Annotated in this window: 22 protein-coding genes and 1 pseudogene; 8 read left to right on the top strand and 15 right to left on the bottom strand. The window is 40.0% G+C overall.

The annotated features are described in order from the left end of the window. Nucleotides 1-34: 34 nt before the first annotated feature. Nucleotides 35-625 (bottom strand): nicotinamide riboside transporter PnuC, encoded by a 591-nt coding sequence (gene pnuC / locus FTV04_RS07120; protein WP_180089128.1) that lies wholly within the window; start codon nt 623-625, stop codon nt 35-37. A 222-nt stretch (nt 626-847) separates the two neighbouring features. On the opposite strand from pnuC, the gene FTV04_RS07115 reads away from it, so the two are divergent. From FTV04_RS07115 to FTV04_RS07105, 3 genes are read left to right on the top strand one after another with little or no spacing between them, the layout of a single operon-like run. Next, nucleotides 848-1,633, top strand: a complete 786-nt coding sequence (locus FTV04_RS07115) for a crotonase/enoyl-CoA hydratase family protein (protein ID WP_180007551.1) — start codon at nt 848-850, stop codon at nt 1,631-1,633. A 54-nt stretch (nt 1,634-1,687) separates the two neighbouring features. Next, nucleotides 1,688-2,578, top strand: a complete 891-nt coding sequence (locus tag FTV04_RS07110) for an alpha/beta fold hydrolase (protein ID WP_180089127.1) — start codon at nt 1,688-1,690, stop codon at nt 2,576-2,578. A 50-nt stretch (nt 2,579-2,628) separates the two neighbouring features. Then, nucleotides 2,629-3,192, top strand: a complete 564-nt coding sequence (locus FTV04_RS07105; RefSeq protein WP_180089126.1) for a TetR/AcrR family transcriptional regulator — start codon at nt 2,629-2,631, stop codon at nt 3,190-3,192. On the opposite strand, the gene FTV04_RS07100 is transcribed toward FTV04_RS07105, so the two are convergent. Then, nucleotides 3,174-3,662 carry a hypothetical protein gene (locus FTV04_RS07100; protein WP_180089125.1) on the bottom strand — a complete coding sequence of 163 codons (489 nt, stop codon included), beginning with the start codon at nt 3,660-3,662 and terminating at the stop codon, nt 3,174-3,176. The two genes, FTV04_RS07105 and FTV04_RS07100, sit on opposite strands and share 19 nt — an antisense overlap. Before the next feature lie 436 nt (nt 3,663-4,098). On the opposite strand from FTV04_RS07100, the gene FTV04_RS07095 reads away from it, so the two are divergent. Further along, nucleotides 4,099-4,545 carry a GNAT family N-acetyltransferase gene (locus FTV04_RS07095; RefSeq protein ID WP_180005311.1) on the top strand — a complete coding sequence of 149 codons (447 nt, stop codon included), beginning with the start codon at nt 4,099-4,101 and terminating at the stop codon, nt 4,543-4,545. A gap of 126 nt (nt 4,546-4,671) precedes the next feature. Here the strand turns inward: FTV04_RS07095 and FTV04_RS07090 are convergent, their stop codons facing one another. The 5 genes from FTV04_RS07090 to FTV04_RS07070 form a co-directional block, all read right to left on the bottom strand. Beyond that, nucleotides 4,672-6,528 carry a diguanylate cyclase domain-containing protein gene (locus tag FTV04_RS07090; RefSeq protein WP_373688123.1) on the bottom strand — a complete coding sequence of 619 codons (1,857 nt, stop codon included), beginning with the start codon at nt 6,526-6,528 and terminating at the stop codon, nt 4,672-4,674. A 127-nt stretch (nt 6,529-6,655) separates the two neighbouring features. After that, nucleotides 6,656-6,994 (bottom strand): FKBP-type peptidyl-prolyl cis-trans isomerase, encoded by a 339-nt coding sequence (locus FTV04_RS07085; protein WP_180005310.1) that lies wholly within the window; start codon nt 6,992-6,994, stop codon nt 6,656-6,658. 80 nt (nt 6,995-7,074) lie between these two features. Next, on the bottom strand, nt 7,075-7,698 hold the full coding sequence (locus FTV04_RS07080) for an MgtC/SapB family protein (protein WP_180005309.1): 624 nt from the start codon (nt 7,696-7,698) through the stop codon (nt 7,075-7,077). A 114-nt stretch (nt 7,699-7,812) separates the two neighbouring features. Next, a complete protein-coding gene (locus tag FTV04_RS07075; RefSeq protein ID WP_078191423.1) occupies nt 7,813-8,343 on the bottom strand; it encodes a YaeQ family protein in 531 nt (176 codons plus the stop codon). Nucleotides 8,344-8,408: 65 nt separating this feature from the next. Further along, nucleotides 8,409-9,422: a GTP-binding protein gene (locus FTV04_RS07070; RefSeq protein WP_168379278.1), complete on the bottom strand. Its 1,014-nt coding sequence runs from the start codon at nt 9,420-9,422 to the stop codon at nt 8,409-8,411. Between the two features lie 567 nt (nt 9,423-9,989). Here FTV04_RS07070 and FTV04_RS07065 point away from each other — a divergent pair. From FTV04_RS07065 to FTV04_RS07055, 3 genes are all read left to right on the top strand, one after another. After that, a complete protein-coding gene (locus tag FTV04_RS07065; protein ID WP_078191424.1) occupies nt 9,990-10,211 on the top strand; it encodes a hypothetical protein in 222 nt (73 codons plus the stop codon). Between the two features lie 343 nt (nt 10,212-10,554). Then, nucleotides 10,555-12,159 (top strand): bifunctional 3-(3-hydroxy-phenyl)propionate/3-hydroxycinnamic acid hydroxylase, encoded by a 1,605-nt coding sequence (locus tag FTV04_RS07060; RefSeq protein ID WP_180089124.1) that lies wholly within the window; start codon nt 10,555-10,557, stop codon nt 12,157-12,159. Between the two features lie 121 nt (nt 12,160-12,280). Then, nucleotides 12,281-12,961, top strand: a complete 681-nt coding sequence (locus FTV04_RS07055) for a hypothetical protein (RefSeq protein WP_168379280.1) — start codon at nt 12,281-12,283, stop codon at nt 12,959-12,961. A gap of 175 nt (nt 12,962-13,136) precedes the next feature. On the opposite strand, the pseudogene FTV04_RS07050 reads toward FTV04_RS07055, so the two are convergent. Next, a pseudogene (locus FTV04_RS07050) lies at nt 13,137-13,765 on the bottom strand (glutathione S-transferase family protein). Nucleotides 13,766-13,980: 215 nt separating this feature from the next. On the opposite strand from FTV04_RS07050, the gene FTV04_RS07045 reads away from it, so the two are divergent. Continuing rightward, nucleotides 13,981-14,889: a DUF4349 domain-containing protein gene (locus FTV04_RS07045; RefSeq protein ID WP_180089123.1), complete on the top strand. Its 909-nt coding sequence runs from the start codon at nt 13,981-13,983 to the stop codon at nt 14,887-14,889. Between the two features lie 120 nt (nt 14,890-15,009). Here FTV04_RS07045 and FTV04_RS07040 read toward each other — a convergent pair whose 3' ends face one another. The 7 genes from FTV04_RS07040 to FTV04_RS07010 all read right to left on the bottom strand — a co-directional run bounded on the left by FTV04_RS07040 (nt 15,010) and on the right by FTV04_RS07010 (nt 21,976). Further along, entirely contained in the window at nt 15,010-15,903 is an 894-nt protein-coding gene (locus FTV04_RS07040; RefSeq protein ID WP_078191428.1) for a LysR substrate-binding domain-containing protein, read from the bottom strand. Continuing rightward, complete coding sequence (locus FTV04_RS07035; RefSeq protein WP_180089122.1) at nt 15,903-17,108, bottom strand: MFS transporter; 1,206 nt, start codon at nt 17,106-17,108, stop codon at nt 15,903-15,905. The genes FTV04_RS07040 and FTV04_RS07035 overlap by 1 nt, the downstream gene beginning before the upstream one ends. Then, entirely contained in the window at nt 17,105-17,701 is a 597-nt protein-coding gene (locus FTV04_RS07030; protein ID WP_180021243.1) for a TetR/AcrR family transcriptional regulator, read from the bottom strand. The genes FTV04_RS07035 and FTV04_RS07030 overlap by 4 nt, the downstream gene beginning before the upstream one ends. Before the next feature lie 197 nt (nt 17,702-17,898). Continuing rightward, nucleotides 17,899-18,420, bottom strand: coding sequence for an acyl-CoA thioesterase (locus tag FTV04_RS07025; RefSeq protein ID WP_078191431.1), 522 nt, complete (start codon nt 18,418-18,420; stop codon nt 17,899-17,901). Between the two features lie 282 nt (nt 18,421-18,702). Continuing rightward, on the bottom strand, nt 18,703-18,879 hold the full coding sequence (locus FTV04_RS07020; protein ID WP_168379284.1) for a hypothetical protein: 177 nt from the start codon (nt 18,877-18,879) through the stop codon (nt 18,703-18,705). 386 nt (nt 18,880-19,265) lie between these two features. Further along, nucleotides 19,266-20,258: a patatin-like phospholipase family protein gene (locus FTV04_RS07015; RefSeq protein ID WP_180009823.1), complete on the bottom strand. Its 993-nt coding sequence runs from the start codon at nt 20,256-20,258 to the stop codon at nt 19,266-19,268. A gap of 242 nt (nt 20,259-20,500) precedes the next feature. After that, nucleotides 20,501-21,976: a sodium:alanine symporter family protein gene (locus tag FTV04_RS07010; protein WP_180089121.1), complete on the bottom strand. Its 1,476-nt coding sequence runs from the start codon at nt 21,974-21,976 to the stop codon at nt 20,501-20,503. Nucleotides 21,977-21,997: the final 21 nt, after the last annotated feature.

Genomic DNA, 21,997 nt, shown 5'->3' with positions numbered 1-21,997 from the left:
TTGTCAAATTGGGAATGAAAAAAACATCTGTGGGCTAAATGGATAAAGCTTTCATCGCCTGTTGCTGCTGTTTATTTTTGACTTGTGTCCATTGCCACCAACCAAATGCCGCCAAGCCCACAAAACCTGCATACAACGCCGCAGTGAGATACAGGTCTTTGTATATAAACATACCCACATAGATAATATCGACAAATACCCAAAGCACCCAAGTAGCAATATGTTTCCGGCTGGTCCAATACGTTGCGAGTAAGCTAAACGCGGCCAATTGTGCATCCAAAATTGGTACGGCTGCATCGGTAAAATAGTGCAGGCTTAAACCAAAAATCAAACCGCCCACCGCAGCTAAGAGCATTTGAAAGATCACAATTTTGGTCGCAATCGGTTCAATACGAATGTCGTGGTCTTGTTGTTTGCCCTTCAACCAATGATAAAAACCATAGAAGTTCACCACTACAAAGAAAAACTGCAAAATGGTTTCGCCATAAAGTTTGTAGGTATAAAACAGGTAGGCATACTGTAGAAATGCTGCAAAGTTAAACCACCAACACCACATATTTCGCTTAATGGTTAAAGTCACGCCAATTAAGCTAATAATGACTGCAAAAATTTCTAAGTTTGCCATGGTTGATTGGGCCTAAAAAAAGCTGCTGCTATTATGGAAAAAATCGGCCCAAAGGCAAGCTCTATCCCGCACTATTTCATATCAACTCTGTAAATTTTAAATCAAACCATTCATCCAACTTACTTTGATTTTGATATATTGAACGCATCAGTTTTGACAGTTTTCTAACAATCGTTTAAAAACTTAGCCATGCCTAAAGAATAATCAGAAGGAATCATCCAAATGTCAGAACAACAAGGTCGTGTAAGTCGAGAAATCCGTGGTCATCTTTATTTGATCGGTTTGGACCGTGCAGATAAACGAAATGCGTTTGACAGTCATTTAATTCATGACCTTTCACTGGCACTCACTGAATATGAAGATGATCCAAATTTACGCTGTGCAGTGATTTTTGCACATGGTGATCATTTTACTGCAGGTCTAGATCTGGTCGAACTACAACCAAAACTTGGCAGTGGACTGTTTAATTTTCCTGATCAGCAAATTAATCCGTGGGGAACCAACTCACGACAACGAAAAAAACCAGTTGTGGTCGCGGTACAAGGGTTCTGTTTTACAGCGGGTATTGAACTCATGCTGAATGCCGATATCGTGATCGCACAGCGTCACACGGAGTTTGCTCAAATGGAAGTGCAACGTGGCATTCTTCCCTTTGGTGGCGCAACTGTTCGCTTTGTGCAAGCAGCGGGTTGGAATAAAGCCATGCGCTATTTACTCACAGGTGAACGTTTCAATGCGCAAACAGCATATGACATGAACTTGGTGACTGAAATCACCGACCAAGCGCCCTTATCTCGTGCAATAGAACTTGCAGAACAAATTGCACAGGCTGCACCACTGGCGGTTCAGGCAACACTCGCTGCAGCACAGCAAGGGGTGCATTTGGGAGCCGATGCTGCCTTTGCTCAATTGGATCAGCACTTACAACCATTACTAAAAACACAAGATGTACAAGAAGGCGTGATGGCCATGCTACAACGTCGCGCAGCCAATTTTCAGGGCAAGTAAGCCTTTATTTAAACTGAGTAAACCCTTTACGTCCTGCCTATCAAGAGAAAAATTATGTCACCGGATTTAGAACCAGCAACGCAAGAAATATATAGTACACAGGTTAAGTTCCCTGCGACCGATGGCTATACGCTTTCAGGCGTTGAATATCGGCCTAATTCTGCCGCTAAAGCCAATATTATTATTTCAAGTGCAACAGGCGTCCCTCAACAATTTTACCGTCGGTTTGCCGAGTATGCCGCAGGACTCGGTTATCAAGTACTGACTTTTGATTATCGTGGTATTGGACGTTCTGCACCGTCAAAACTTAAAGGCTTTAAGATATCCTACCTCGACTGGGGACGTTATGACCTTTCTGGTGCCATAGCTTATATGCAACAACACGGCCTGCAAACTTTTCTAGTGGGACACTCCTATGGCGGTCAAGCACTAGGCCTCACCTCAAATCATGATCAGATACGTGCCATGTATTGTTTTGGCACGGGCGCAGGTTGGCATGGCTATATGCCCTTTAAAGAAAAAATGAAGGTTCATGTGATGTGGAATATCGTTTTTCCGCCAATGGTTGCCATCAAAGGGTATTTGCCTTGGAGCAAACTCAATATGGGCGCTGACCTTCCTGTCGATGTCTATAAACAATGGCGCCGTTGGTGTAAAAACCCAACCTATTTCTTTGCCGACCCTGAGCTGAGTGAGTTAACTCAACAATATGCTGCAGTTCAAACGCCGATTTATGCGGTCGCTGCACTTGATGATGACTGGGCATTACCCAATTCACGACATGCTTTTATGCAACATTATGCGCAAGCGTCAATGCACTATATCAATATTGAAGCGCAAGATTACGGCCTAAAACAGATTGGTCATATGGGATATTTCCGCAAAGGTGCTGAACCCTTATGGCAGGAAGTGATAGGAAGGTTTGACGAACTATTAGTCGCCTAGACCAATTTACTTTATACACATCACATTGATTTATTCGGATAGAGAGATACATGCGTCCACGGAAAAACACCTCAGAACATCTATTACTACAGTCAGCACACGCCTTTAAACGCTATGGCTATATGGGCTGTAGCATGGGGAAATTGGCCGAAGCCTGTGGACTTTCAAAAGCTGCGTTTTATTATGACTATCCGAATAAAGACGCTTTACTGATGGAAATTTTAAACCTGACGCATGTAAAGTTACAACACAGTATTTTTCAGCAATTACAGCAAACTACTGCATCTCATCAACAGGCTTTCTCGCACATCCATCAACTCGCCATCCAGTTTTTTAGCCAAGGCGGTTTAGGCTGTTTGGTCGGGATCTTAAGTATGGAGCGGCAACATTTACCAACTGAGATTTTTGCAAAATTACAATCCATCTTTCACGAGTGGCAACTGGCCTTTGAAGTGTTTTTTCAGCGATGTATGAGCATCGAACATGCCGCGCAACTTGCCAAAATCAGCTTGGCGGATTATGAAGGCGCAATTTTAATGGCTCGAATCAGCGATGATTTGAGTTATCTCGATTTAGTCCGAGACCGCATTTTGCTTCAACTTGCAGAGTCTTGATAGCGATATTCAATTTTATGTTCTTCACCAAAACGGTCGACATGTGTATAAAACTCGCCGTATCGACCTAAATAATACTCCAGTGATTGATTGTAAAAATTCCAATAAATTGACCATTCATTCAGATCTAATTGGCGAATTTGGGTTTTACAATTGACCGGCATGCGACGTAAAAAGACTTCTTGTAACTGCTCGGCTGCCTGTAGCGAATCTAATTTGTATTGTTGTTGAAAAAAGATTTCCGCAATGTCATCAAAAAGTTGCTGTTCATATTCATCGACTTCTATGACTTGATCAACTTGACGCGTAGCATCATCATCTGATGCTAACGTGATGCTGTTTGACTTTTCAGGTGCCTGATAGCGTGTATATTTTTTACGATATTTTTCTGTTTTTAGGATTTTTTTGACCACAATGCCCGCTGCAGACAACGCGATCAGAATACATATCACAATGAGAAAATTAACCATAATAACAACCTACTGCCGATGACGCGCATGCACATCTTGAATCATCGAATATTTTTATGGACTAATATAACGCACAATAACGTTTAAAATTCATACAAAATTATTTTAAAGCTGAAATTTGGCCTATTTTCTTTGCTAATTTATTTCAAACTATTACACCTGCTGAAATCATTGAGTATGTATACATTTCTAAAAGATCTATTATTACTTTAAAAACAGTATAGTTAGATGCATTTATGTGGTTATTTATCCATATTTAATGATTAATTTATAAATATACATTTGTAAATTTTGCAACAATTTTGAAATAAAAACCCAACCCAACGGCGCAATGGCAGCAAAAAAACATAAAACGCAACAATAAGCCTCTTTAAGCACAGGGCGATATCTTCTGAAATGGCAGGCTGTTGGAGTTTTTTTATAAAAAGAAAAAATTATGATACGCGAAGCACAAATCCAGGACATACCCGAAATTATTAACGTGATTCACAACAGCATTCGTTCATGTATCCAGGACCATCAACGTAATGAAAGTGTGATTCAAACTTGGCTTGAGGAGGCAAATCAATCAAATATCTTAATGTGGATGCTTTACAACGATAGTTGGGTCTACGTCAGTGACAATCGAGTGGTCGGCTTTATTTTAGTCAGTGATCAGGGACAAATTTTACTGAACTATATTTGCCCTGAACGTCAGTACCAAGGCATTGGTAAGGCGTTATTATTAAACATGATGCACTGCGTCCGGAAAAAGAATATTACCGAGATCAGTCTAGAAAGTACCCATACGGCACTCGCCTTTTACCAAAAATATGGCTTTGTCGCACATCAGGATTTTGAGCCTGCTGATGTTCCGCTTAAATTAGTCAAACAACTCTGCTAGTAGAGAGATAAAGTTCGTAGAGGGATAGATTTTCAAACAGCATGAATTTGAGAGATGAATTTAAATGAGTATTGGCAATGGTACTAACAATAGCACCGCAAAGTTTTCACCGTTTACAACGGAGTATCAAGGCTTAAGTTGATCGCGTCCTGCCTGTTTGGCCATATATAAATAATGGTCTGCATGCTTCATTAAGGCTTCGATACTGTCGAAGTCATTCTGCTTATCCATCCATGCCATCCCCAAACTCAGTGTGACGTAATTTTTGTCATCACCCCGATTAACATGTTCAAGCTGTTCATTACGCATGGCTTCGAGTACCAATTGCAATTGCTCTTGGGCAATCGCATACGGAACATCATGCATCAAGATGGCAAACTCCTCTCCACCGTAGCGAGCCACATAGGCTGAACTTGGCAGGGTATTTTGCATGGTTTTCACGATCTGCTGTAACACCGCATCGCCTTTGAGATGCCCATAATGATCATTATAATTTTTAAAATAATCGACATCTAACATGGCAAAGACCAACGTTCGATGACTATGAAAACGGACTTCCGAATATAAGCGTTGAATTTCAGCATTCAGTGCACGGCGGTTAAATGCCCCCGTTAATGCATCAATACGAATTTGTAGCTCTAACTTTTTATTCAGCTCATGCAGCTGTAAGGTACGCTCTTTGACTTTCTGATCGAGTGAACTGTTTAGCTCAAGCAGACTATTATTTAACTGTTCAGTATGCATAGATTGCTGTGCATAATGGTGCGATTGCTGAAACATGATCAACAAGGCATACAAACTGGTTGAAATGAACGATAAATTGACTGAATCAATCAAATTCATCATCAGCAAAAAGTCGTTTAAAAAAGTAATGCACAGGAAAATAACCGCGATTAAATTTAATTTTGAATAAGGTTCTTTCTTTTTCAGTGTTAGGTAAAAACCATACGCAAAATTACTCAGAACAACGATCACATAGGCAAAGCTGTAGGTTGCCAAAGGCTGAAAAATCTCAGGCGTCGAAACAAAAGTCACTGAAATATTCAAAGACAACAGCAACATCGCTATCTGATAATTTAAGGTAAATAAATAGCGACGACTGAGCAAGTGGATATAACTTAAAAAGAAAATCGACGCCAAATAAGTAAATAAATATTCTAATCGCGTGCCCCACAACCAATTAATATCGGTAAAAGTGGTATAGGCATAAGGTGCTGAAAATAAATTATGGAATGCTAAAAAGACAATAAATAAGCCAAACACCAAATTACTTCGGCTATTGCGACCGCGTAAACCTCGGAAAACAGAAAATAGGATCGTAAATAGTCCCACACCCAAGACGGCGCCCGACACCATTCCAATACTCATCATTTGTTGTTGGAATTGGCGGTTTACTGTCTTAGCAATACCAATACGCATCGGGTTTTCAAACCCGCCGTGCATACTGTTAAAACTCGAAGCTTGAATGGTTAAAGTGAAATATTCATCTTGTGCCACAAAATAGGCAATTCGCGGTGCATTCTCCGTTTTTTGTTCTGCTTCAGTACGCCCCACCTCGCCCAAACGAACGATCACATCACCATTTAAAAATACCCGATACGCACCGTACTGATTTGGAATCAATACCGCGATACGTCGACCAATAAATTGTTTAGGGATTTGGAAATGTCCAGTAAATGTCCCAAAACCTTTACTGTCCCCTGTGATGTCTTTAAATGATGCAGGCAGATAGACCGTTTGACCGACTAGAACCGAACTCGGAGACGTTAAAAATTGATTTGGATAAAACAACCATTTGCCTTGTAAGAGGCTACTGGTGTCTTCCGTGAAGTAGATTTGGTTAACTTCGTTTTGATATTTTAAATAAAACGATTTAGGAGCAGTTTCATACTGTGCTTGAGCAGTCGATACAGTAAATGCCAGTGTAAAAATAATAAAGGTAAAAACCCAGAACAATCTGGTACAAGGCAACTGTAAATACAATGGCTTTGATTCCTGCGTTTATACTCGAGTAATTATTCTAATCTACGGTAAAAGACAAAAATAACAACATCTATTTTATCCAATTGATCAATAACGTCCATGTCATTGATCTAAAACTATTGATCTATTAATCGCGAGTTTTTACGTCATACAATTCAATCTCAAAAATAAGATTTGAATTGGCAGGAATTACATTACCCATTTTACGCTCACCATAAGCCAAATGTGATGGTACGATTAACTTACGTTTACCACCGACTTTCATCCCCATGATGCCCTGATCCCAACCTTTAATTACACGGCCTGTACCAATCACCGTTTCAAAATAATTACCACGATCCAATGATGAATCGAATTTAGTGCCGTCTTCTAACCAGCCTGTATAGTGTGTTGTAATCAAAGCGCCTTTAACCGCTTCTTTACCTTCGCCTACCACTAAGTCAATAATTTCTAATTCTTTGCTCATGCTCTCAACCTCAAATGCCGCAATCAAAATAAAACCCTATTATAAACAGGATTACTTTGGATGCCGTAGTAAATACGCTGTTAAAAATTGAGCTCCAGAATATCCTGATCATTCATTAGATCTTGAGTTAATTTTCTATGGTTTGTCGCAGAGCCAATTAAGATCCAACGCCCACTGATTTTATGTTCAGTTTTATGTCGCACACTACGAACCACTTGCATTTGATAGGTTTTAAACAGCTCTTCATAGTCATCCAGCGTTTGTTGTCGAAAGTGACAAACGATACGATAACTCCGTGCTTGGTTTTTCGCTTCAATCCACGCTTGAATATAAATCAAAACAATTAAAACGATCAGCACAATCACCGTACCAATCAAGCTCAGCATGACATAGCCCGCTCCCGCAGCCATGCCTAAGGCAGCGGTCATCCAAATGGTAGTTGCTGTGGTAATGCCTGAAATTCGATTTTCATCTTTAAAAATTACCCCCGCACCCAAAAAGCCGAGGCCAGTCAAAATATTGGCCGCAATTCGATCATGACTATCAACGCCGATACGTAACGATAAGATAGTAAATAAACATGAACTTAAACTGACCATAATCATGGTGCGCAGACCTGCCGACTTACTTCGGTACTCACGTTCCGCACCAATGACAGCGCCAATCATAAGCGCCACAAATAACAAATAAAAATCAGGGTACATCGGCTGCTCCCCATCTTTAAAATTTTCTCATTGTTTGTAGATATACCGAATTTTATAGTCAGGATGCAAGCCTGAACTCACATCCATCGTGATGAGTTAAATCACATCAAATGCTTATTGCAATTGTGTCCATTCAATCACCGCTTGAGCTTTATCACCAATCAAAGTCCATTCGCCATCCATTACATTTAATTGTAAAGACATGGTTCGTTCGCATAACTCTTGAATGGCAGCTGTACTCGCTTCAGATAATTGCCAAATTTCAACATTCTTCAGGGTTTTCAGTTTGCTGTTGCGTTTATACCATTCGTCTACTGAAGAACCATAGGTAATCACAGCAACGTGTGGGCAACGAGCACTGGCTTTTTTGACTTTGTCTTCGTCAGGGCAACCGACTTCAATCCATTTCACCAATTGACCTGTTAAATCTTTTTCCCACAGCGCTGGTTCGTCTGTTTCGAAAAGATCTTTGGTAAATTCTAAGGCTTCATCTGCATAGCGTGCATACGCCAAGACACGTACCATCAAACGTTCAATCGTTTCAGAAGGATGCAAAGCCATCGTCAATTGATAATCACCATATTGGTGTACATCCATATTGGCAATGTTCAAATCTGCTTTATAAATTGTAGCTTTTAGCGCCATGTGAAAGTCCTCAAATTTGGCGCTTAGCATATAAGATTTAGCAAGCTTTTGCTGCGTTGATTTACTTATTTCTCCGCTTTATCGGCATCGATACGACACTGCATTAAACGATCTTCAAATTCGAGCCATTCACGTTCAGTTTGGTAAATAATTTCGACACGATTATCGATACTTTCCTCGCTCGACTGATAATTAAACTGATCAGGATTAAAGTTAAAGGTTTTCCAACCTTGGTCTGTCTGAAAAATACCTTTGATCCGTAGCCAATCTTGCTGCTCACAGAGTAAATCTAACAGCTCAAAAAAGTCGAAAATCCATCGTTTTGGGAGTTTCCAACCTGCGACACTATAGCCCTGAGCGGATTCAACATAATGATAAGGCAACTGTTTAATTTCTGTGGGTACATCGACCAACGTTTGCTTTTGCATCGCCAATAAAGGCTGAATTTTACGCGGACTTCCCACATAGGCGAGATCAATATTTGCCAGTTTTAATTCACCTTTGACAACATTGATCCATTGCTGCTGATACGGTAAATACGCTTGTTTGAGTCGTTCCAAACCAGCTTGATCGGCATCACTCATACAATCGACATGAGACACCACAACGATTTGTGCCACTTTGAGTTGATCGGCATACAGGTTTTGCGAAGTCCAATCTTGATCATGTAAGCGTGAGCCATCGACCACGGTCACCAATGCTCGCATGGCTAAATGCGGATGCCAATGTGGCTCAGTCAATTGCTCCAAAAGTTGTCCCGGATGCCCCAAACCTGTCGGCTCAATAAACAGTCGGTCGGGTTTCACCTCTGACAATAACCGTGACAACGCAATTTGCATCGGCAGTTGGCTGCTACAACATAGACATCCACCCAATAATTCCTTCACCGCAAAGCCCTGATCTTGCGGCAACATCTGTTGATCGACCCCGATTTGCCCAAACTCATTCATCAGTACGGCCCAAGTTTCGCCCGCTGGCTTTTGCTTTAATAACTGCTGTAAAACTGTGGTTTTACCCGCACCTAAAAAGCCAGAAATAATATGAACCGGAATCGCACCGTGGGTAGAAACTAATTTCAAAAGTGAGTCACTCAAATAAATAGCCAATGATTGATGGCCTTTACCATAATGATTTCAAAAAAATGCTGCAAGCCTAGTCTTCATTTCTCCGTCTTCATTTTCCTAAAGCATAGATCAGCCTAGTATCCGAGGCATTGAATGATGATCTGGCTGTTAAACAGCCTGTTATTCCATTTGCATGAATGCATGACATATCTGGCCACACTTTATTGGCAAAGTTAACCCTTATATTAAAAAAAATGGTCATATCGAAAAGAATCCTTACATTTGGATTTTATCGAAATTTCTGGGTTCTGCTTATTTACGACATCGATGTAATCATCATGTAAACAATGAATGAATCATGAAGTCGATTTGGTCATTTTTTCTTGCAAAGTTAAATGAAGATTCCGATATTTTTTTACATTTAAAACACAGGATGGACGGTTATGTATTCATCCAGTTAACCAGTCTGTTTCACTTTGTTGCTCGCATTGATCACTCGGTTTTCTCGATTTAGCATGAGTTCTCTCCTGATGGACGTGATGATCTTTTCAGGACTTACTAAAATATATAAGGATGCTCAAAATGAAATTAACTCAAATTTTACTTGCTTCTACTCTAGCTGCTGCAGCTGCAACAAGTTTTGCTGCAAGCAAAGATAAACAAGAAGCACCTGAACAAGAAAAAGTAGTGGTTAGCACTCAAGAACAGCCAGCGACTGAAACAACTGCTGCTGAAGGTACTGCTGCTCAACCTGCTTCAGAAGCCAATGCCGAAGGTTCTGCACCAGCTCAACCTGCTCAGTAATAGACGGATAGCGTACTCCACACGCTAAATTCATTTAGTCTGCTGCTCAACATTTATCCCTCACTAATAGAATGTTGTGCTAAATGAATTAAAGTCGCCGGATCATTGAAAAATGGTTCGGCTTTTTTATGCTCAAAGCTACTAATTGATAGATTTTAATGATAGATAAATCATTCAAAATGATTGATGATTTTCATATAAATAAATATATATCATCCACTTAAAATAAAACCCTGCAAAAAACACGACAATTCGATTCATCGTTTCGACTTATGCCTAGCTTGTTGAAAGTCTCTGTTTAGAACTTAATAGTGGCATATGTGAAGTGATTGGATGTTTACGCATGAGCAATAAAGCAAATTACACAACGGAAGTTGCCATTCTGGGCGCAGGTCCTGTCGGCTTAACCATTGCAAACTACTTAAGTAAGCAAGGCGTCAATGTCACTGTGATTGAACAACTGGACAGCCTGATTGACTACCCACGTGCGATTGGTATTGATGATGAATCATTACGTACCATCCAATCATTAGGTTTAGTGGACCAAGTGTTACCGCATACGACACCGAACCACGCGATGCGTTTCTTAACCCCTAAAGGTCGTTGTTTCGCAGACATTCAACCGCTCACTCGTGAATTTGGTTTCTCACGTCGTAATGCCTTTATTCAACCGCAAGTCGATAATGTACTGCTACAAGGTTTAAAACAGTACGAAACCACAAATGTTTTATTCTCTCGTCAATTGTCTGATTTTAGCCAAGATGCCAATGGTGTAACGCTCAATATTCAAAATAAAGACGGTGAAGCTGAAATAATTCAAGCGCAGTATTTGATTGCTTGTGATGGTGGTAACTCTGTGGTACGTCGTACCCTCAACATCGGCTTCGATGGTAAAACTGCACCGAACCAATGGATCGTGATCGACATCAATAATGACCCACTTGCAACGCCACACATTTACCTATGCTGTGACCCTGTGCGTCCTTATGTATCTGCTGCACTTCCACACGGTATTCGTCGTTTCGAATTTATGGTGATGCCTGGTGAAACTCAAGAAGAATTAAGCAAACCTGAAAACATTGCCAAATTATTGTCGAAAGTACTTCCAACGACCGATGGTATTGAAGTGATTCGTCAGCGTGTTTATACCCACAATGCCCGTATTGCAGATAAATTCCGTGTAGACCGTATTTTACTTGCAGGCGATGCTGCGCACATCATGCCAGTATGGCAAGGTCAAGGGTATAACAGTGGTATGCGTGATGCATTCAACCTTGCGTGGAAAGTTGCTATGGTTGTACAAGGCAAAGCTGGCCCAGCGCTTTTAGATACATACCAAGTTGAACGTAAAGATCATGCCAAAGCGATGATTGATCTTTCTGTAATGGCGGGTCATGTCCTTGCGCCACCAAAAAAATGGCAAGGTTTCGTGCGTGATGGTATCGCCTATGCGCTCAATTACATCAAACCGATCAAACAATATCTATTGGAAATGCGCTTCAAGCCAATGCCGAAGTACAACGATGGTGCATTGATCAATAACGGTGTTAAAGATTCACCTGTGGGTAAAATGTTCATTCAACCATATGTTCAACTTGAATCTGGTGAAAAAGTCCTACTTGATGAAGTCATCGGTAACGACTTTGCAATCATTGCTTGGGGCGTTGATCCGAAATGGGGTCTGTCAGATGCGACCATGAAAAAATGGCAAAAATTGGGCGTTAAATTTATCCAAGTATTGCCTGCTGTTCAGCTTAGCAATGAAAATCGCACCAAGTACGACAATGTGATTACGATTGGTGATATTGGTACCGATATTCGTGGTTGGTTTGGTAAAACCACTGAATCTGTTACGATTCTTCGCCCAGACCGTTTTGTTGCAGCGATTGCAATTCCACAAACTTTAGACAGCGTGAGCCAACAATTGTTTGCAAAATTGCATGCTTAATAATCTAAATAGATCTGCAAGAATTAAAAATCACCATGCATAAAGCATGGTGATTTTTTCTATAATCACTATAAACATCGCATGCTATAATCGTTCAATACATAATTATAAGCTTCGCAAAATGCAAAAAAGATTTCAGAAATTATTCATTTATAGTTTGTTGGGCTTTATTTTTATCTGTTCACTCATTTTCGTAGAGATACATCATTTTCATGCCAATAGTTGGTTAGCTATTTTCGTTTTTTGCCTCTGTTTTCTTATTTCTTTGAATTGCTATTTATTACGCTTAGAAAAAGATGTGAACAAAAACGAAGAATCTAATTTTTTGTCCTTCCATTTATACATTTCATTTTTTTATGCAGTCATTGCCAGCTTTTTTCTCACCACAGTGATTCTTGCTTTATTTGCATTACAAACTCAATATTTTGGTCAAGACAAAAATATCATTCTAAAAGGCCAAGTCTATTCACCCACATTTACACTAGAAAAGAAGCCCTGCCGAACTCGCCTTAAATTTCCCGAAAGTGGTTGGTCTACCTTCGCCTATCTCTGTCTAGATACCAAGAAACACAACTTTTATGGTTATTACAAACTCCATTTGAAAACCAGTTTCGCCGGGTCTACGATACAGGATTATGATTGGATTGATGATCAATTAACATATCAGCAGCATCGTGCCTTAGATATGGACCCACATCAAAAAAGACTGCTTGAAATATATGCCAAACTTGAAAGAGATTTAGGCCCACCTCTATCTGATGATGAAGCCCATGATTTTTTAAATAGAACCAACAATGATTGAGTCTATTTAATTTAGCTCAACATTTGCCATACATTATCTAGGCAATAATTAAAATCGCTTTATCATCTTAGTGATTGATATTTAAAACTCTTTCTTTTTAATTCTCAAAGAAAGAGTTATATGAATAGACATATAGCAATACCACGTTCAGCCAACAATCAAATAAGCATCCAAGTTAAACCGACTGAAACCAATGCACATCTTTTACCGATTCACGTTGCTGAATCTGCTGAATAAAAGTTTTAAATTCATCTAAATATGGCAATATTTTGAATGAAATTGCATACACCATCCAATAAGCTAAATACAAATCTGCTGCGCTAATTTTATCCCCCAACAGATATGGCTGTGCCTGCGCAAGCCCTGTTTTAATAAAATCTAAAAGTATTTTTTCATTACCAAAACTCAAACTGCCACGTTTTTCATCCATCAACTCAGTACTAATGCCGACATTTTTCATGTCCATATATTCAGTCAGCGGACCATGACAAAAAAACATCCATTTCAAATATTCACCCCGTTTTGGATCATCCAATGCGGGTGCTAAACCTTTGTCACTGAATTTATCGGCTAAATAACTAAAGATGGCAGCGGTCTCACTAATCACGACAGTGCCATCGACCAAGCAGGGAACTTTGCCCATGGGATTTATCTTGAGATATGCCGCTTGATACATCTCTTCATATGGCACTTCAATAATCTCAACTTCTGACTCGATATTTAATTCTTTCAATAAATATTTAATTCTTTCAATAAAGGCAGAATGGTATTACTGCGTGAGCGTGGATTGCTGTAGAGTTTCATTGTTGGGTTCATTGTAGATATCCTTATTTTCTTCCTTGTTGTTCTATCTATGACTATACGCGGCTCTATGTAGAATTATGTTGCGTTCATCCCTGCTTTAAACACTTTCCGATACAATACGCCCGACTAATAATTACGCTAAATTTGAATCTATATTTAAAGCAAAAAGTATTTACTCCGACTTTCTGATAATCCAACAATTGAGCTCTACATCTATGAAAAATAAATATTTAATTGCCATGTTAACGGTGATTTTAATTTCAGGCTGTTCCAAGAAAACCGAAGAAATGGCAACTGAAGCCAGCGCAGATGCACAACCTGCTCAAGTCAGTACACAGCAAGATCAAGCAGCGGAAATCACATCCAATGAGCCGTCTACCACGCCTGCAACAACACAGAAACCTGAAACTATTTTAAATGAGCAGGTCAACCCAGCCGAAGCCTCTCGTAAAATGGTACGAGAAGCCAATGTCAGTTTTGAGTCGAAAGATGTCGTTAAAACGGCCTTAGAAATTGAAAAACTGACGCTAAGTTTAGGCGGCTTTATTGAACAGAAAAATATCGACTTTGTGGTGCAAGAGAGTCAATCCTACCCGATTGCTGACGGCAAAATTAAAATCTTTGAAAAAGTAAATCCGCAAGCGGAAATGATCATTCGTGTGCCAAGTGAAAAAGCTGCACATTTCGTCAATCAACTGTTGCCACTAATGCATTTTTTGAACCGTCAGCAATATTCAGCAAAACGCTATGAGCTAAAACTACTCGAAGAAAAAATGTCGCAAACACAGGTCGTGCCCGACCATGTTGCAGCAGCACAAATCAATGAAATCTCACGCCTGACTCGCTTAGAAGTTCAAGATCGTGTCCGCTATAGCACGATTGTGATTGGATTTACTCAACCTGCCACTGTCCGTGAACATATCGATATTAACCTTGATGCTGTAGCGCAATTAAATGGCGATAGTTTCTGGCAAAGAGCATGGTACGGTATACAAAAAGGGTGGCAATTTGTGTTGAGCCTGTTGGTTGTTCTCATTACGATTTGGCCACTCTATCTGATTATACTCATCGGTTTGATTGCCTACCGCGTGATGAAACCCTATTTACAAAAATGGTTTAAATAAATCAGAGTGACAAAGGCTATGTATCATTGAGTCTTTGATTAAAAATACGATAAATAAAAAAATCCCGAAGCGCTTAATTCGGGATTTTTTCATTTAAATCTTAGGGCAATATTTAAAGGCTTAGAAAAAGCCCATATAGAACTGCTCTTTTAATACTTTTAAAATCAACTCGATCGCATCATTTTTACGATCTTTTCGATAGCTCGCATACAGACCAATGGTCGGCAAGGGTTCAACTGTACTTTTAACCAATATTTTATCACCGAGCAATGGAATGACATAAGACGGCACCAAACTCCATCCCACGCCCATACCGACCAAATTGACATTTAACAAAATATTGGTCGAGTGCTGTACCAAGTTCACATTCAGTTTATTTTGCTTAAAGAAATCTTGAATAATTCGGTATAGCTCAGGTGATGAGTGTTCATCGCTAATAATAAAATCCTGATTATTCATGTTTTTAATGCTAATGTGCCGCTGTTCTGCAACAGGCGAATTTTTCGGTACAATCAACGCCAAAGGCTCAGTAAAAATCTGAACAGATTCTATATCAGGGCTTTCTTCGACATAACGAGTAAAGGCAATATCAATCTCCCCTTTACGTACTGCACTGATCTGATCGACATCCATTAAGCTATGAAAATGAATTTTTAACTCAGGAAACTGAGCACGAATATTTGGCATGATATATGGAAAGACTTTCATTTCAGCCACAGGAACAAAGCCGATATTCAGTTGTTCTTTACTGAGCTGCGCAATTTGACGCGCATCTATCATGGCTTTTTCAGCATGTTCTAAACTCAAACGCGCTTCTTTTAAAAAGGCCTGACCTTCTGCAGTCAACTCAACTTTTCGGTTGGTTCGCATCAATAATTGCACCCCAACTTCCTGTTCTAAGTCTTTAATTTGCTGACTTAAAGAAGGTTGCACAGTACACATTCGCTGCGCAGCCTTGGTAAAATTTAGCTCTTCGGCAACCGCAACAAAATATCGTAGATGTCGTAATTCCATTATTCAGCTCCTAAAGCACTGCGTTTAAATTGGTTTGCCACGAATAAACGATACATCCACAAAGTGAACAGCACCATCACCGCACAAAATAAATAGGTTGCCTGAAATCCAAAGTATGCAATCAGCACACCCATAATGACCGAACCGACAGCAAGGCCAATATCAAACAAGGCAAAAAAGGTGGATATCGCATGTCCCATTCGGGCTTTTTCTACCGTTTGAATCGCGACCGTTTGCAGGCATGGGAACACTGAACCGTAGCCGATGCCCATAAAAACGGCCGATATCCAAAGCACCCATTGATTCGTGAGAAAACTCACAATCACCAAACCAATGGCAAAGCAAATAAAGGATGGATAGATGACTGCACTCGGGCCTTTGCGATCATAAACTTTGCCAACCCAAGGACGGACGATCAACATCGACACAGCAAAGACAATAAAAAAGATACTGGTATAAGCGAGTAAATGCTTCAACTCTGCATAAGCGGTGATAAAACTCATCACACTTGAATATGCAAACGCAGTTAGTAGTGCCACAAAACTGATGGCAAGTACTCGTGTTTCAATCACATCACACCATTGGATGGCTGCGGATTGGCTCGCTTGATCACTTGATTTATGCTGTACGTATTCTTGTATTTGAACTAACCACGTAAAAATATAGCCCACTGCAACCAAGAAGGCTAATACTGCAAATAAGGTACTAAAACTGCTGAATTGAATCATACTCAGCGCTAAAAATGGCCCGATCACCACGCCTAAGTTGGTCGACATGACAAAGTAGCCCATGCCTTCGCCCTTTCGATGATCTGGGATGTAATCATTTACGATGGGAACATTGACCGTGGTTAATATACTGAACCAAAAACCATGTAAAAAACGAATGACCAACAACGACCACATGCTGTCAATCCACAAATAACTCAGCGCAAAAACGACAAAGATAAAGCCTGAAATACGTACAGAATTGGCTTTACCAAAACGCTCAATGATCATGCCGGAAAAGGGACGAATCGCAATGGATGACACCAAAAACAGCGTTAAAGCCATACCCGCTTGCTGAATCGAACCACCCAATTCTTTCATAATATAAATGGGTAATATGGTCAGCAGTGCAAAGTAATAGCTAAATAAAAACAAGTTATTACACAGACAAAAAACAAAAGACTTGTTCCATAACGATGCCTGATGTTGAGTAGTCATGAGGTCATTGCCTCGCTGCTACGCGTGGCTTGGGACTGCGTAAAAATCGGGTTTAGCGCCAACTGCACCAGTCGCTTGATATAGTCTTCATCTGGCTGAGTGTTAAAGAAAATGATCTGATAATGAATCGGGCCATACAACATATCCAACATGAGTTCGAAAGGATAATCCGCGCGAATTTCGCCTCGTTGAATGGCCAATTGGATCAGCTCACGTGTCGCTTCACGTCGAGGTAACAAATACTGTTTAAAAAACTCACCTGCTGCTTCACGATGCTCTGCCAAAACCACTAGCAATGCTCGACCCACGTGCTGATTTAAAGCCCGTGATAATTTGAGCAATTGTTGATTTAGATTGAACTCTAAACTTTGTGATAAATCGAGTTCAAACACCGAGGCGGTGTGCGCTTTAAAAGCATCGAAAACCAGATCGGACTTATGCTTCCACCAACGGTAAATCGTCGATTTTCCAACGCCTGCGCGAGCGGCAATATCTTCAATGGTCATGCTTCGATAATCACTTTCCGCCAAAGCATCTGTGACCGCTTGTAAGATACATTGCTTACGCCGAGAAGTTTTTTCAGTTTCACTCATAATTCAAAAAACGAAACGCTACGTATCGTTTTATATTAAACGGTATTGGACTGAATGACTATCTTTAACTAAGCTTTGAAGAAAAAAACTTTAGTCGCACACTCGGAATTCAAATCCCTACTGCACTCTCCAGACGAATTTCAGCATAAAAAAAGATCGCTTAAGCGATCTTTTCAAATATTCAGCCACCAAAGCGATTAGCTTTGTGTCGACTTTTTATAAATACTGCAAGAAGGATGATGATTTTCCTGTAAACGCGCCACTTTACGATGTTCCGCAGCTTCGAAGCGACAACGTTTCCAGTCATTATCTAGATTTAATGCCGGAATTTGTTTTGGTTTACCTTGATCATCAACAGCGACCATTGTGAAATAGCAACTATTGGTATGACGCACTGTACGCTTTTGAATGTTCTGCGCTTCAACACGAATACCAATTTCCATTGAAGTACGACCAACATGGTTCACACTTGCAAGGAAAGTCACTAACTCACCCACGTGAATTGGTTCTTTAAAATTCACTTTATCGACTGATAGTGTCACCACGTAGCTACCAGAATAGCGACTTGCACAAGCATACGCGACTTGGTCTAACAATTTTAGAATCGTTCCACCATGCACATTACCCGAAAAATTCGCCATGTCAGGAGTCATTAAAACTGACATCGATAATTCTGACTGGTCGTCTAGTGCATTCGCAATTTGATCTAATGGGGACATCTTGTTTCTCTAGACTCGTGATATAACAATGATTAATGTGATTATTATATAGATTTTAATCAAAATTAAATGTTCAAATCGGCAAAAAAACCATCATTATTATTTATAGTGATCATACCATCATTCAGTAAAATATATATCGATAACGATATACACCCGATAAACAAGTAGTTATCGCGCTTACTATCAGTTTTTTTAAGCAAAGCTACGCTGTGTTTTATATTTAAAACATATTCATTAAAACGCGTTGCTCCATCGATTCAACACAGCACTGCATTAAACTTAATCTTCTAAGACTTTTAACATCTCGAAAGAGACGTTATCATAGCTGGTTTTTTGTTCACCATCATTAGTGCTTTCTAGCGTATAAGAATTATCGACATGTACATGAGTGACAATAAATACGCTATCTTCCATCATCGCAAGCTTTACTTTTTGCCCCACATCAAGCGTTTTCATCTACAGCCACCTTTAAAATATTTATTGGTTTTAAGTATTAATAACCTGATGATATTCTAAACACTTCAACAGTATTGGTAAACGTAAGCACATGAATAAAAACGCTAATATAGGTATATACTCTTAAAATCTACGTAAAACCAATTAATATGATTTTCTTAATTAATTTCAAATAATTAACTGTATATTTTCTTATTATTACGATTTTTATATTTGGCAAATCTTGTGATTAAGACCTAAAACCAATCAACATCCAATATATTAATGATTACTGGATACTATTGAGCATGGGAAAAGCTGAGAGCAAAAATTAAAATGCTTTGCTGAAATAAAAATGCACCCTGAGAGGTGAACAGGATGCATATCAATTTGCTGATCGTACCTGCCTAATCTTTGGCTGCTAAATAAGGAATATGATGCCCCTTGCTGTATTGATGTTCAGCATAAACCCGAGAAATCTCTCCAAGTTTTTCTAAGGTCGCCTCTTCACCTGCAAGCATCGTCGCTTCACGCCCTTTCACATCAAATATATGTGCTTTTTCACGTAAATCAGGTTGAATCACAATGTCTGCTCGCTTGAGCTCTTCTTGAGCTAAACGATTTTGCATAATATTGATATTTTGGTTAAACAAGCCCCAAACATTCGACGTTTCGGTATGAATCGGTCGTGCCAAAATATCCACCGCAATAATAATATCCGCCCCTAAATCGCGTGCAACGTCCACAGGAACAGGGCTGACCAAGCCACCATCGACATATTCTGTGTCTTCAATAATCGTTGGAATAAACATGCTCGGAATCGACACCGAAGCACGAACGGCCTGTCCCGTATTGCCATAGTTGAACACGACTTTTTTGCCATCCTTTAACTCGGTTGCCACAACATACATTGGGGTTTTTAGCAACTCTAAAGGCACGTCATCAACTTGCTCATTGATATAATCTTCAACTTTTTTACCGTCAAAAAAGCCTTTTTTGTCCAAACGTATTTCTCGAACATCATTGGCTTTCATATTCAAAGCGATATCTCTTAACTCATTGGCACTTTTACCTGATGCATAGATTGAACCCACAATACTGCCCGCACTGGTTCCGACAATAAAATCAGGGTGTATTCCCTGCTGTTCAAGTATCTGAATGGCGCCAATGTGCGCATAACCACGTGCCCCACCACTCCCTAAAACCAAAGCAACAATCGGACGCTTTTCCTGCTTTTTCACTTTTTTAAAGTCAATGCGGTTATTCGCCACTTGAGCAGGTGCTGCTGTATAAGTTCGAATTTGTGATGTTGTTTCAGCGCTGACCTTTTTTGAGCCCACACTTTGACAACCTACAAGGCTGATTGCGAATGCAGTCATCAAAACAGTTATGCTTTTCATTGAGAGATATTCCAAATGCAACTCGAGATTTGAAGAGAAAAAGTAGTCTAATCAGTCCACATTCACGTCACTGTTATTATTCGTTAATGCCTCTGACCGATGCACATTATATTGACATACAACCTAGAAAGTCATTGGCTGTCAAAATTTCAGTGTCTAGCAGAATTTCCACATCAAGATCCAAAACATTGTCTAGCAAAAAAAGCCCCGATAACGGAGCTTTTTAAAGTTAATTTTTGACTTTACCAAATATCGGAATTAACGCGATCCTTATATTTTGGATGTTCATCCATTTTAAATACTGGCTCTTTTACACCACGTTTTAACTGTGAGGTGTAGTCTTTCATCAGCATCAATAAGAATGGCGTCAGCAATAAAATCGCAAAGAGGTTAATACTCGCCATTACGCCCATGAAGAGATCCGCTAAGTTCCAAATCAGTGGCACACTCATGATTGAACCAAAGTACACCATCATGAGGACGAATACGCGGAATACAAACATGACCTTAGGATTGTTATTGATAAACTGCACATTACCTTCAGCATAAGCATAGTTACCGATTACTGAAGAATAAGCGAATAAGAACAAGATTATGGCAAGGAAGTCATCTCCCCATGCGCCAATCTGGCTTTCAAGCGCCATTTGCGTCAAAGCAACGCCTTCAAAGCCTGCATTTTCATACAAGCCAGATGCCAAAATAATGATCGCCGTACAGGTACACACCACAAATGTGTCGACAAATACACCGAGCATTTGAACTAAGCCTTGATTGACGGGGTGTTTAACGTCTGATGCTGCCGCAGCATTGGGTGCAGAACCCATACCGGCTTCATTGGAGAATAAACCACGTTTAATCCCTTGCATCATTGCCATAGAAACCATGGCACCGAAAAAACCACCTGCCGCAGCATCAAATTCAAAGGCTTTGCTGAATATTAACTGGAAAATATCTGGGAGCATCGCAAAGTTAGCAAATGCAACATAGAAAGCAACTGCGAGATAAAGCAACGCCATAAAGGGTACAAATCTTTCTGCAACTTTGGCGATTCGTTTAATCCCGCCAAAAATAATCAGCGCAGTAATGAACACCAAGAACAAGCCCACCCAAGAGATTTCAAAACCGAAACCACCTAAGTCTAAAATGATATTGGCTTTATCCCAGCCCCACGCATGTGAGGTCGCACCTGTAATCGCATTGGCTTGCACCGCATTAAAGACAAAACCGTAAGTTGAAATCAGCGCGATGGCAAAAACCACACCCAACCACTTTTGCTTCAAGCCTTGCGTGATGTAGTACGCTGGACCACCACGAAATTGCTGATTTTGCGTATCACGCACTTTGAAGAGCTGTGCAAGTGAAGATTCCACAAATGCTGAACTCATGCCTAAAAATGCGGTAAACCACATCCAAAACACTGCACCTGGCCCACCAATTGCAATCGCAATTGCAACACCTGCGACATTACCTACGCCGACACGACTGGCCAGTCCCGTCACAAAGGCTTGGAATGGTGTAATCCCATGTTCATCATCGCCTTCTTTACGGCTAGATTTCATCACTTTAATACTATGAAAAAATAGACGAATCTGAACTGCGCCAGTGATTAAGGTATAGAAAATACCAACCGCCACTAAGAATACGACTAAGAAATCCCAAAGCGGATCATTAAAAACTTTGACCCAGCCCATGAGAGTTGCATTTAATTGTTCATCCATAATCAATACCTAAAATGCGAA

Source organism: Acinetobacter sp. YH12219 (assembly GCF_013417875.1).
GTDB lineage: Bacteria > Pseudomonadota > Gammaproteobacteria > Pseudomonadales > Moraxellaceae > Acinetobacter > Acinetobacter amyesii.
This window is presented reverse-complemented; position numbering and strand designations above follow the sequence as displayed.